At 42.7% G+C, this 13673-nt stretch carries 10 protein-coding genes; all 10 read right to left on the reverse strand.

The genetic code is table 11. The features are described 5' to 3' along the window. Nucleotides 1-60: 60 nt before the first annotated feature. Complete coding sequence (locus tag ZA05_RS05315; protein ID WP_053990635.1) at nucleotides 61-1719, reverse strand: carboxylesterase/lipase family protein; 1659 nt, start codon at nucleotides 1717-1719, stop codon at nucleotides 61-63. Between the two features lie 19 nt (nucleotides 1720-1738). After that, entirely contained in the window at nucleotides 1739-3415 is a 1677-nt protein-coding gene (locus ZA05_RS05320) for a carboxylesterase/lipase family protein (protein WP_053990636.1), read from the reverse strand. A 22-nt stretch (nucleotides 3416-3437) separates the two neighbouring features. Beyond that, the gene (locus ZA05_RS05325) at nucleotides 3438-3737 is read right to left on the reverse strand and encodes a hypothetical protein (protein WP_053990637.1); all 300 of its coding nucleotides are present in this window, start codon (nucleotides 3735-3737) and stop codon (nucleotides 3438-3440) included. 4 nt (nucleotides 3738-3741) lie between these two features. After that, complete coding sequence (locus ZA05_RS05330) at nucleotides 3742-5073, reverse strand: acyclic terpene utilization AtuA family protein (protein ID WP_053990638.1); 1332 nt, start codon at nucleotides 5071-5073, stop codon at nucleotides 3742-3744. Between the two features lie 2 nt (nucleotides 5074-5075). Beyond that, complete coding sequence (locus ZA05_RS05335) at nucleotides 5076-6353, reverse strand: CitMHS family transporter (protein WP_053990639.1); 1278 nt, start codon at nucleotides 6351-6353, stop codon at nucleotides 5076-5078. 3 nt (nucleotides 6354-6356) lie between these two features. Beyond that, entirely contained in the window at nucleotides 6357-7394 is a 1038-nt protein-coding gene (locus ZA05_RS05340; RefSeq protein ID WP_053990640.1) for an alpha/beta hydrolase family protein, read from the reverse strand. A gap of 87 nt (nucleotides 7395-7481) precedes the next feature. After that, nucleotides 7482-9902, reverse strand: a complete 2421-nt coding sequence (locus ZA05_RS05345; protein ID WP_053990641.1) for a glycoside hydrolase family 3 protein — start codon at nucleotides 9900-9902, stop codon at nucleotides 7482-7484. Nucleotides 9903-10015: 113 nt separating this feature from the next. Next, nucleotides 10016-10870 carry an esterase family protein gene (locus tag ZA05_RS05350; RefSeq protein WP_082333687.1) on the reverse strand — a complete coding sequence of 285 codons (855 nt, stop codon included), beginning with the start codon at nucleotides 10868-10870 and terminating at the stop codon, nucleotides 10016-10018. An 11-nt stretch (nucleotides 10871-10881) separates the two neighbouring features. Beyond that, nucleotides 10882-12048: an esterase gene (locus ZA05_RS05355; protein ID WP_053990643.1), complete on the reverse strand. Its 1167-nt coding sequence runs from the start codon at nucleotides 12046-12048 to the stop codon at nucleotides 10882-10884. A gap of 30 nt (nucleotides 12049-12078) precedes the next feature. Beyond that, nucleotides 12079-13665 (reverse strand): RagB/SusD family nutrient uptake outer membrane protein, encoded by a 1587-nt coding sequence (locus ZA05_RS05360; RefSeq protein ID WP_197276049.1) that lies wholly within the window; start codon nucleotides 13663-13665, stop codon nucleotides 12079-12081. Nucleotides 13666-13673 lie beyond the last annotated feature (8 nt).

Raw genomic sequence — 13673 nt, forward strand, 5'->3', positions numbered from 1 at the left:
GGCAGTCAACTAGAGCTATAAACATTATCTCCGTTGTTGACTGCCCTATAGTATTTTTATTTACAAAAGCTCGCGTCCTTCCTTATCAGGATCGTTTTTCACCTCACAGGTTGCATCAAAAAGCATGGTTTCGCCATTTTCCAAGGTGTAAGCTGGCCATTCAGGTAAAGCAGCCGTGTTTGGATTCCCTGTTTTCATGAATTGCAACAAAGCACCCGACATTTTCTCGGCCAAAGCACGCGGCTCAGCACCTCCACCGGTATGGGTAAACATCAAATCTGTGTTATTGAACCAAAAACTAATATCCAAGCAGTGGAAGGCCCGCATTTTCCCATCAAATAAAGGCGGTTCCCAACCAAACCATGCCACATATACTGGCGCTTCCTGATTCACTTTAGCATTAGCTGTTTCTACCACACCTTTACGATTGCTAGCAATAAGCGTCATGATTTCCACTGGTTTTGCCTCTGGAAACGACTTTTCATACGCTTCATAAACTGATGCGGCCTTATCTCCCAATCCGCCACCAAATCCAGCTCGCTGTGCTAAACCTTCAATAGCTTTGTCCTTGGTGATGTCCTCAAGACCTGGCACATATCTAGACATAGACCATTCGTGAAAGGTACTGCTGATAAGCATTGGCACTTCTGATGACAGCCCATTGGCTTCGCTGTAAAATGTGCCCTCTGGAATATGGATTCCATCCGCAACAGGACCAAATCCTCCACGGAAAAAGTCGGTGATGTTATTTTCCTCTACATATCGTTTGGTGGCACGATTGGCAATATCGATATACTCACGCCAAGGAATTTCCTGTAATTTATCAATCTCTGAAGCCTTAAGACCTGCTTCTTGCAAGATATACTCACCAATTTTTCTGGACGATTCCTGATTTTTTGCAGAAGTCGTAGACCCACTCAGTGGTACGGCCTTATGGAATAATCCTTTGGCTTCCGGCATGGCTGTAAGCGTACATACCTTGGCACCTCCGCCAGACTGCCCCATAATGGTAACATTGTTAGGATCACCTCCAAAATTAGAGATATTCTCATTTACCCATTTAAGGGCCGCTACCATATCCAGCGCGCCTACATTTCCAGAATGCGCATACTTATCTCCTCCTACTCCAGACAGGTCCGAAAAACCAATAGGCCCCAGACGATGATTGATGGACACAAAGACCACATCGCCTTTGCGACTTAAATTTTCGCCATTATAACTATCCTGTTCAATACCGTTTCCATTGGTATAACCGCCACCATGCAACCATACCAATACTGGTCGTTTTTTAGCACTTCCAATTTCAGGTGTCCAAACATTCAATTTCAAACAGTCTTCACTTACATCATCATAATTCCAGTGATCGGTAAATGATGAAGCTGCATTGGCGTATCTGTTCTCCATAATTTGCGGAGCGGTATTTCCCCACCATAATGCTGGGTAGACATTCTCCCAAGCCTCAGGTTCCTGTGGTGGCATAAAACGGTTTTTACCCGCTGTACTGGCTCCGTATGGAATGCCCCTAAAATTGTAAATATCCCTAAGTATGAAGCCTTGCACCTTTCCATATTTAGTCTGGGCAATAGCAATGGTGTCTCCAATAAACAGTTGCTGTTCATCAGCCTGTGCCGTAAGCGTTGTTTTTTCAGCCTGCTGGCTACAGGAAAATCCTAAACTCAAGACCGCTGTACACAAGACAAATTGTTGTAATCTTTTCATAATTGATTTCGATTTAGTATTAGCTTTTTGTGACTTCCCGCCACATATTTATTTCCTTTTGAAAACGATTGTAAATAATCTCACAAGAAGCATCGATGCGCATGGTTGGTCGCTGCTTCAAATTATAGGGTTCCCACGACGGAATTCCTTCCGCTTGAGGGATGCCATTTTTGGCAAATGAGGTCCAGAGCTTCGCCATATTATCTGCCGCTTGAAAACGCTCTGGCCTGTTGCCTGCCATACCCGTACTTTCATTCCCCGATTTATCTTTCATGGGTGCCACATTGTAAAATTTGAAAGGAATATCCAAAGCATGCATAGCACCAAACTCCATATCGGTACCGGGTACTTTCACCTCCGATTTATATCCAAAATTGTACAGGTAAGCAGGAGCGCCTCCTTGAGCTGCTTTCTTCTCGGCAATTTGCACCGATCCTAAACCCATAAAGAGAATGGAGCGGATTGCGATGTATAGTTCGGAAGGTGTTTTTCCTGGATTGGTTTCTTTATAAACAGCTAGAATCTTATTTGCTTGGTCTCCAAATTCTTCATTTAGTTTTTCCTGCAACTGAGCCTCACTAAGTTTGAACACCGATGTATCCCCTCCGAACATGGCAAAGAAAATGTACTCATCCTCATTCCAACCTACCATCAATGGTTTGTCTTTTGACAGTGCTACAGCTTTAGGTTCGAATGGATGATGGGGCAACACGGTTCCATCAACCACGGCTCCAAATCCGTTGGTACCAATACCGCCTATTCCCATAAAGCCTCCCCGAACTTTCCCTTGAGCTGGTAAGCTCTGTATCTTCAATTGTGCCTGTAACAATTCCTGAGCAGAAAGATTGAGTAGTTTTCTCCAGTCCTTTGAAGCTATGCCTAGCTCCTTTAAAACCAAGTCTGTTGTAATGGCGGCATCTTCTGTAGTTTTTAAAATCACGCCAGGACCACTTTCTATGGAGGCCTTATTAAAATACGGCGCTGCCTCTGGCATAGCATACAGACAAGAGGTTTTCATACCACCACCAGACTCTCCAAAAATCATCACATTATCGGGATCTCCTCCAAATTCCGCTATATTTTCCTTTACCCATTTCAAGGCTATAGCAATATCCTGAACTCCCCTGTTTCCAGAACCTTGATAGTCCTCATCTGCTATATGATCCAGATAAAGAAAGCCCAATAACCCCAAACGGTGATTGGTTTCCACTACCACCACATCATAATATCTTGCTAGATTAGCCCCATCTTGATAGACACTTCCTCCAGATCCATTATTATATCCACCGCCATGGTTGTAGACCATTACTGGGCGCTTTTTATGATCTGTTTCAGGTGTCCAAATATTGAGCACCAAACAATCTTCGGCAGGAGCCGGTTCATTAATTCCAAAGGTTTGATTAGGTGTTTGAATGGAAGGCGGCCCCAATTGCGTGGCATCTTTAATACCGGTCCAAGGCTTCAACTTATCGGGAGTCAAAAACCGTCTTCCCCCTGAAACCTTACCAGCATATGGCACCCCTTTAAATATAGAAACACCTTCCTGACGATACCCTTTTATTTTACCGTAAGCGGTGTTTGCTATAATATTATCAGAACTATTAAATGTTCCAGGAAATACAAGTTGTGGAATCAATGGAACCGCCACCAAACCTAGAGATGATAGTTTAAGAAAGTTTCTTCTGTTATAGTACATACGCTTTAGTTTTCTGTTGGTATTAAATCTCCATTTCCAATAAATAGGAACTCAAGGATTTGCCGTGTTTATCTAGGGCTGTGGAACTGGTCACTCCTCCATATAAGGCTTCCTGCAATACAAAATTCAAAGCTCCCAATTGCGGCAATTCGTAGCGTTTCACATCTCCTTTCACCTGCTTAGACAGCCATTGTTTGACCCTTTCTGGAGTTACCTTTTCCTGAATGATTTTATAATCTTCTGGATTGTATACTATGAGTGACAGGTTACTGATATTTCCCTTGTCCCCACTTCTGGCATGTGCAATTTCCCAAAGTTTCATCTTGCTATATGTTTGTGTAAACCACTTCGATTTTAATATCTGATTTAGGCCATAATACCGACAGAACCGATATGACTTCCTCTACTTTTTGGCTTGCGCCACCACCTCCTGCTGGACCGTTGGTATAAAGCGCTTCCACTTCCCTACCAATGTGTTTCGCCTGTTCGGCACTAGCTGCCCTTCCGGAAACTCGAAGCCTGACTTCAGGAACCTCCATAACTTCCACATTAAAGGGCGCCAATGAATTCACCCCAATAAGATCGAAGCGTAAATCCTCAAACCCATGAACAGCCAAACGCTGTTTCATAATATCCATGGCCAAATTGGCTCTTGCCAAGGCATTTGCCCCTCCATAACTGATTTGCCCTTCGCCAAAAAAGCCGTTGACATAGCCCACGCTTACCTTATAGGTATTGGTAGCAGGATGTCCACTGGCATTTTTAAATTGAACGGTATCCATTCCGATTTCATCAAATGTTACTTTTGAAAAATCGGCCACCACATCTTGTGTAAAATATTTGGAAGGATCGTGAATTTCATAGAGCAATTGTTCGGTACAAGTGGCCGTATTGATAAGTCCGCCTGTGCCTTTTACTTTGGAAATAAAGCCACCCCCATGTTCATTGACCTCCACAAAAGGAAAACCAATATTGGCCAAATCCAGAACGATCTTTTTAGGAGGATCGGCAAAATAACCACCACAAACCTGAGCGGCACATTCCAACAAATGCCCTATCATAGTGCCTTTCCCAAATTTATCCATGTCTGTAAAGTTCCAATTGAATTCAAATACCATGGGCGCCAAGAACAGCGAAGGGTCGGCTACACGGCCTGTTACGATAATGTCCGCTCCATTGTTTAGAGCCTCAACAATACCTTCTACCCCTAGATAGGCATTGGCTGAAATCATGCTATCGCTAATAGAACTCAAAGGTTGACCTGTCTCCAAAATCTTCAAATGCGGTGATTGTTTTACAGCCTCAACAACATCATCTCCCAAGACGGCCGCTATTTTCAATCCTTTAAGCTCTTGTTGTTTTGCCATATTGGCTATCACCTCCATGGCTGCTATTGGATTGGCTGCTCCCATATTGGTAATGACCTTGATCTTGTGTTTATAAGCCAATGGCAACACTTTTTCCATTCGGTATTCCAAAAGATGGTTATATCCCTTATTGGGATTGGCCTTTTTCTCTTTTTGAGCCAAGGCAATGGTGCGTTCCGCCAGACATTCAAAACAGATGTAATCGAGATTACCCTGTTCCATTAAGGTTAAGGCCGGCTCCAACCTGTCGCCTCCATAACCTGCTCCGCTACCAATTCTAATTGTTTTCATAGTTAAAATGTTATGGCTCCTACCAATAATGACATGATTAAAATAATTAGGCTTATACCAAAGGCATAAGGAATGGTTTTCCGTTGGTGTTCTCCCAAATCCACGCCTGTCAATCCTATCAACAAAAATGTTGCTCCTGTTAAAGGGCTCACAGGAAATCCTGTGGTCATTTGCCCCGTTATGGCAGCGCGACCAATTTCAATGGCGTCCCCACCAAAATGAGCCGACGTGCTCGACAGCAAGGGCAATACCCCAAAATAAAAGGAATCGGGGTCGAACAATAAACTTGCTGGCATAGCCAATACTCCCATTATCACCGGTAAATGACCGCCCACCCAATTGGGAATGTAGGTTACAGCTGCCTCTGCCATAGCTTCGATCATTCCAGAGCCTTTCAATATTCCCGTAAAGCAACCTGCCGCAAATAAAATACTCGCCATAAGCATGGCTGCTTTGGCATGGGCGTTGACCCGTTCTGATTGTTCTTTGATATTTGGATAATTTATACTTAAGGCCAGGACAAAGGCTATCATAAAAATGACATGGGGAGGTGCCACTCCAGAAATCAAGGTGCCAACAGCCAAAAGAATCAATAGGATGTTCACCCAAAATAATTTGGGACGTTCCAAATCTGAAGCCGTTTCATCTGTAGCAATAGTAACTTCCGAAACATCCACGTGTCGCTCCTTGCTCCCCAACCTATAGGCTAGCAACAGTACACTTAACAAGCCTATCACTACAGGGATTAACATGGGGTTAAACAATTCGGTTACCGAAATATCCAAAGCCGTTGCCGCCCTTATGGTTGGTCCGCCCCAAGGCACGATGTTCATGGTACCTGCAGCCAAAGCGACAATACAGGCCAAAGTGGAACGTTTCATATTCAATTGATCGTACACGGGTAAAAACGCAGGAACCGTCACCAAAAAAGTTACAGCACCCGAACCATCCAAATGTACAATCATTGCCAAAAGTGCCGAAGTCACGGCTACCCGAGCAGGATCGTTTCCTGCTAATTTCAATAAACGTTGAATGATAGGGCGAAAAGTGCCCGCATCGGTCAAGATGCCAAAAAAGAGAATGGCGAATATAAACATGACGCCAGTTGGCGCTATGGATTTGATCCCTTCCGTGATAAGGTCTACCACCTCAAAACCTAATCCCGCCATCAATCCTGTAACCACAGGAACGATTATCAAGGCCACTACCGGAGAAGCTTTTTTAGCCATGACCAAATAAAGCAAAAGTAGTATTGAAACGAGTCCTAAGGTGGCCAACATAAGCTATTCAAATTTTAAATATTCATCAAAAAACGGTAAGACCTGCTGTGGAATTCGGCCTTGTTTGGTATAGATATCGCTTACATGGGTTCCTATGTATTCTTCGGCAAAATGGGTGATGCCCACATTTTCCAAACGCTGACTAAACATTTCACATTGAACCGTAAATCGGTCGCCTGCATTTCGTCCCCAATCCAACTTAATAGCTTCCAATTGCTGTAAATTCCCCAAATAGGTATCAATCATGTAAAAGGGCATGTTGTCATACCATTTTTGCAAGGTTTCTTGATGCACAATCAATTTATCCCCTTGATATTCAAAAGGCATATCACAGTAAAATGGGGCCTTGTCTGGATTAGGTGACCATGAGCGACCAAAGGCCACCATCACGGCACCGAAATAGGTTTTCCACAAATCCTCCATAGTTTTGGCTGTGGACAATTCTTTAAAAGTCTCACTATTGGGGCCATATTCCCGGACGATAGCCAAAGCCCCTGGGCTAATGGCATATACAGAGCTAAACACATCCGGATGTTTCATGGCCAGCAACAGAGCACCATATCCTCCCATGCTGTGGCCTGTTATACCCCTGCTTTCCTTTTTAGGAAGGGTTCTATACGTTTTGTCTATATGTCCCACCAAATCCTGAACCGTAAAATCTTCCCAATTACCAAACACTCCCGAATTGCTGTAAAAACTGCCACCATAGGTTGTTTTTTGATCGGAAGTCACCAAAATAAAAGGCCGTATTCTTTGGGAAGCAATGGCATAATCCAAAAGCTCCTCCATATAATTCATAATGGTATGGTCGTTTGTAAATCCGTGAAGAAAATAAACAACAGGATATTTCTGTTTGGTTTCGTGGTAGCCCGGAGGCAAGTACACGGCAATAGCGCGTTTGGGATTCTCGCCAAAATCATTTTCCAGATGTTTGGAGTAAATTGAATCGATTTCAACGGTTCCTTTTGGTATGGAAGATTGTGCATTGCAGATCAAAAACTTAGTGAGCAACACTACCAATAAGAGTACTATTCTTTTCATGATTCTTTAAAATATTGGATAAAAAAGGAGGAGCGCCGCCCCTCCCTTCTATCCAGTTGGTTAACACTAAAAAACGTCTTTGTTAGCCTAGTTTCTGCTTAGTTTTTTAAAGTCTGCCTGAGGTACTAATGCTTTATGCACTTTATCCCCTAAAATCTCTTGAGCTACATTGAACTTGGCCGTACCATTGATTTTTGTAGAAGAAGCACCTACTTTCAACTCGTAGTCTCCTGCCTCAACAATCCAACTAGAACGTGCCACATCAAAAGATGCCAAATCTTTGGTTCTTAATACAAAATGAAGGGTCTCAGTAGCACCTGGAGCCAACATTTTAGTTTTACCAAAAGCTACCAACTCTTGCTCTGGTTTTTCCAATATCACAGTAGGAGCACTTAAGTACAGCTGCACTACTTCTCTTCCTGCTACTGTTCCCGTATTCTTCACCGTTACAGACACCAATAATTCATCGGTAAATGTTTGTTTGTCAACTTCCATATTGGAATACTCAAAATTGGTATAGGAAAGTCCGTAACCAAACTCATAGGCTACTGGTACCTCAAAGGTGTTGTAGTAACGATATCCAACATAAATATCTTCTTCATAAACAGTTTCCCAAGGCACTCTTCTCATAAATGAAAATCCTGAAAGATCTTCCTCGTCTCCTGTTTCTCCTTCAATAGAATATCCAGGGAAAGATTTTGAAGAAGGCGCATCTTCATATTTTACAGGGAAGGAGATCGCCAATTTCCCAGAAGGATTTACTTTTCCAGAAATTACGTCCACTACCGAATTTCCAGCTTCCTGTCCTGGTTGCCATGCACACAATACTGCATCTGGAATCTGTGCCCAGCTCTTGGTTTCAACCACACCACCTACATTCAATACTACGATGGCCTTTTTGCCCGCCGCATGGAAGGTTTTGGTAACCTCTGCAATTAATTGTTTTTCGGTATTGGTTAAGTAGAAATCTCCAGCCTCAGGCTTACGATCTCCACCTTCACCAGAATTTCTTCCAATAGTAATCAAAGCGATTTCTGAACTTTCAGCTGCTTTTGAAACGTCCTGAGCCTTGATAGGCATTTCAGCCACAGGATCCTTAGCTCCCATAATGGCCGCTAACCAATTGTCTGGCTTTCCTTGTTTAGCTCTAGCATCCTTAATATAGGCCTCGTAGGTAGTTTGAAGCGCATCGTTGATTTGGAACCCGCCATTTTTCAAACCGTCAATAAGTGATATGGTATAGGCTTCATTTACATCGCCACTACCGGTACCTCCTGAAATGAAATCGTAAGATGTAGTTCCAAAAACCGCTACTTTTTTAACATCCGTCAAAGGCAAAGTATTGTCTTTATTTTCCAAAAGCACCATCCCATCAGTAGCTGCTTGTCTAGTTACCTCTGCATGTTTTTTCAAGTTTGGTTTTCCAGACACATCATACCCCTTGAATCGTGGTGTTTTCACCATGATTTCCAAAATTCTCTTGATGTTTTTATCCAAAATAGCCTCATCCATTTTGTTCTCTTCAACAGCTTTGATCAACGTTTCAATTTGCTCTTTTTGCCCCGGCATGATCAAATCATTACCAGCTTCCATTTGGGTAACAATATCACTTCCACCACCCCAATCGGTCATTACATAACCTTCAAAGCCCCAATCTTCTCTTAAAATATTGGTCAACAAATCTTTGCTTTCAGACACATATTGCCCATTGATTTTATTATAGGCAGACATCACGGTCCAAGGTTGCGACTCCTTAACGGCAATTTCAAACCCTTTCAAGTAAATTTCACGAAGAGCACGTTCGCTTACTACCGTATTGGTGGACATACGATTGGTTTCTTGGTTATTGGCAGCAAAGTGCTTTACAGAAGTCCCAACACCGTTGGACTGAATCCCGTTCACCATAGCCGCAGCCATTTTACCAGTTACCAAAGGATCTTCGGAATAGTACTCGAAGTTACGTCCACACAATGGATCTCTTTGAATGTTCATCCCTGGCGCCAATAGTACATCGGCACCATATTCCAAGACTTCTTTCCCCATGGTTTTACCCACTTCGTTTACCAATTCGGTATCCCAAGTAGACGCCAAAACCGTAGCAATTGGGAATGCTGTACAGTAATAGGTATTATCATCATCCTTTCTTGTTGGAGAAATACGCAAACCTGCAGGTCCATCGGCCAACACTTGGGTAGTAATGCCTATTTCTGGATATTCAGAAGTGTTCCCTGCTGCGCCAGGCAAATAGGTTCTAATTCGCTTTACCATATCCGCATAAGCGGTATCTGGATCTACCGGAGGTTTTGGCATTTTGCTTAAGATAGAATCTGGAATATGAAAATCCATTCCTGTTCCCACCACAAGTTTTGCCTTTTGCTCCAAGCTCATTTTGCCTATCATGGCATCTACATCCACGGTAGGTTTTGCGGGTGCTTCCTGCGTTTCTTTATCTCCACATCCCATTAGTGCCATGGCACCGAAAAACAATGGTATCAATTTCGTTTTCATTGGTTTTTTAGTTTAATTATTTGACAATTTCATCCCATGACACCTTCATTTCTGAAGCATCAAAGCAATGATTGATATGTTAGTTTTGATTATCCTATTTAAATTTCCTCTTTCTAGCTTCTGAAAAAGTTAGACACATAAGGCAGGGCCAAATACAGGGCCGAATGCCAATAATCCCAAGTGTGGTTACCATCGCGGATGCGCAATTGATACGGAATTTGCAATTCCCTAAGAACAGTTACAAATTCCATATTTGGGCCGAAGGTAAAATCGTCATCCCCACAATCGATAAACCACTTGAGTTCCTTAACCTGTGCCAGCTTTGATGCATCCACAGTTTTTAAATAATCCATAGGGTTATTGTCTTCAACCAACTGATGGATCTTCTTCTGGGTAGGTTCATTAAAATCGATCCAAAACAATTCTGTTTGGCGCTTTAAGTAGGCACTCATAATATACACCGAAGAGAATTTTTCAGGGTGGTGCACCGCATATACGGCCGACCCGCCACCTCCCATAGACAATCCTGCAATCGCTCTATGTTGTCTATCGGCAATCACACGGTAATTGCTTTCGATATAAGGGATCAATTCTTCAAAGAAATAATCTTCATACCTCCAATCGGGGTTGTTGAAGTAATTCATAAAATCCTTTCCTGCTTCTGGACATACGATGATCATTTCGGTTGCCGCATCCGAGGTTATCAGCTGGTTGGCCACACCTTCCAAACTGCCTTGTTTAGGCCAATCGGTATGACTGCCTCCCCCACCGTGCAACAAGTAGAGTACTGGGTATTTCTTATCGGTATTGGTTTTGTAATCCCTAGGTAAATAAATTGCATATTCCCGATCCTTTTTTAGGATTTTACTGGGCATCGATTTGTATTCAACCTTCCCCATACCCGGCCACTGAGCGTGACCGAGCTGAGCAAGAAAGATACATATAACTAATCCAAATATCTTTTTCATTCTCCTAGCAATTATTTAAACAGTCTTGTGGCAAAAATGCTTAAATAGTCTCTCCAGTTGGTCCAAGTATGCCCTCCTTCACTTTCGTGATATTCGTACGACATATTAATGGCATCCAATTCCTTGCGATATTCTACCATACCCTGGTATAAGAAATCTGTTTTCCCCATACCAATCCAGTACAATTTTAAACCGTTTTTGTTTTGCGCTTTTATAGAAGTCATCATGTCTTCATAAAATTTTGAAGTCGTGCCTTCCATTGGTTTTACTGCTGCAGAAAACAAGCCTACATATCCAAAAGTTTTTGGATAGGATCTGGAAATATGCAACGAGTGAAATCCACCCATAGACAAGCCTGCAATAGCCGTATTGTCCATACCTTTTTTAACGCGGTAATTGCTTTCCACAAAGGTCATGACATCCTTAAAGGTCTCTTCCATTTTACCATCCATGGTATGATCTAAGCGCATGGTTGGTTTGTAAAGGCCTTTTGCCGATTCTCCCGGTGCCGCTTGTTGTGCCACATTTCCGTTAGTCATCACTACAATCATAGGCTCTGCTTTTCCTTGCGCGATAAGGTTGTCCATAATTTGGGCCGTTCTACCCAAAGCAATCCAAGCTTCTTCATCGCCACCCATCCCATGCAATAAGTAGAATACTGGATAGTCTTTTTTACTGGTTTCATAACCGGCCGGCGTGTAAACCGTCAAACGTCGCTTCATATTATTCCCAGGAGAATCGTACCAACGTTTGGCCACCGTTCCATGAGGCACATTGTTTACCTTATATAAATCGGCTTTTCCGCCTCCCACAATAAAGACACTGAATACAGAGCTCACATCGCGAATCATATACACATTACTAGGATCGGTGGTTTTTACGCCATCTACAACAATATTGTAACTGTATAAATCGGGTGATAAGGTGGCCGTAGTAAGGGTCCATAGGCCTTTGTCATCCTTAGTCATGGCTTGGGGCTTCCTTACCCAGCCATCCATAGGCATCCAATCACCCACAAGCTGCACATTATTTGCTTCCGGCGCCATAACCCTAAAGGTCACCGTCCCATTGTCATGTACCTCTGGCGACACGATTTCGGCACCTCCAAACAAGGCTTGTTGTGCCGATATTGACATACTTGTAAAAAGTAGTAACAGTGCTAAAAATAGTTTGTTCATTGTTATTGTTTTAGTTTGAATTTTGGGAGCTTACCACCCAGGATTCTGGTTAATATTTTGGTTAACATTCATTTCGTGTTCAGGGAACGGCAACAAATTGTGCTTATCTTGGAATCCATAACTAGGATTGCTGTAAGGATAGGTTACATTGAAAGAGCCATCCGTATTAAGGCCACTAAAAATTGGAATTTCATGTCCTCTTTCCGAAAGGGCATCGGTATCTCCCCAACGCACCAAATCTTGGTAACGCACGCCTTCAAAACACAGTTCCAAACGCTTTTCATTCTTAATATCCTGCATGGTCACTGCCCCTAAAGCTGGCAATTCAACACGAGACCTTACCTCATTGATATATTGAAGAGCACTCGCATTATCTCCCGATTGCAAACAAGCCTCAGAGGCCATTAGCAATACTTCGGCATATCGCATCACTCTAATATTGGCCGTCGTAGTAAAACCATAAGACGTTTCAATAACTTCAGACCCCAGATATCTATGTTTCCAGTTAAAATACCCCTCATTTCCATACACACTGCTTCCTTCGTTAAGCACAATGTACATCCCTAAAAGTTCATAGTAAGTTTTCATAGTCCCTTGCAATCTTACCCCTTGAGGCCCTTCCATTTCTACAAAAGCATTGTACAGATCTGCCGTTGGGTTAGCAAAGCCCCAACCTGCAGGATAAATAGGGTGCAATCCACCGAAATAGCCAAACAGATTCAATTTATCACTTCTCCATCCATGCATGATACCCCACAACAAATTTCCTTGTGTCCATGGATTGGCGGCATCATTTAAGGAATTATATTCGAAAACCGATTCAGAAGAAAAATCCGAAACCTCGCGAAGTACATCGTCAAAAGTGGGATACAGCTGAAAGCTCCCCGAATTGATCACTTCCTTTAAAACAGTGGCCGATTCGGCATATTTTTCTTGAAACAACAGGGCTTTTCCATAGAACGCCTTGGCGGCCTCCACCGTTAATCTTGCTGGTTCGGCCATATCTTGCTCGCTTCCTTTGCTTGGCAACATTCCACTATCTATAGCATAAGTCAAATCGTCTTCTACCAAGGTCCATAACTCTGCAAGGGATCCATTGGGTTGTTGATATTCCTGTGGAGAAAGCTCACTAATTACATAGGGCACCTCACCCCAAAGGGTAATTAAATCAAAATACACAGCACCTCTAATAGCATGAGCCTCCGCTACGGCACGTTGTCTTATTTCCGTATCAGGCCCCAAACGATTGATCACCAAATTGGACAAATAGATGACATTGTAATAATTGGCAAACAAATCACTTACTGAAGTATTGGCAGGCGTGAAATTGTATTCATTGAGCTGTTCAAATTGCGAATTATCCCCTCTAGCACCTCCCCCACAATGGATATCATCAGATAAGAGGTTTTTCAAAAAATACTGTGTGTATAAAGAGCTTCTCCACGAATCGTAAACGGCCGCTATAGCCTCTAATGCATCATCATCGGTCTGGTAAAAATTCTCAGAACTGGTCACCCCCTGTTGCTCGATATCCAAATCAGACTCACAGCCCAAAAAGGCCACCGCTATCATCAGCAAAAAGAGGCGTTTGTATGTGTAAATATATTTTGTATTCATAATCATTG

This window comes from Mangrovimonas sp. TPBH4 (assembly GCF_001280505.1).
Taxonomy (GTDB): Bacteria; Bacteroidota; Bacteroidia; order Flavobacteriales; family Flavobacteriaceae; genus Mangrovimonas_A.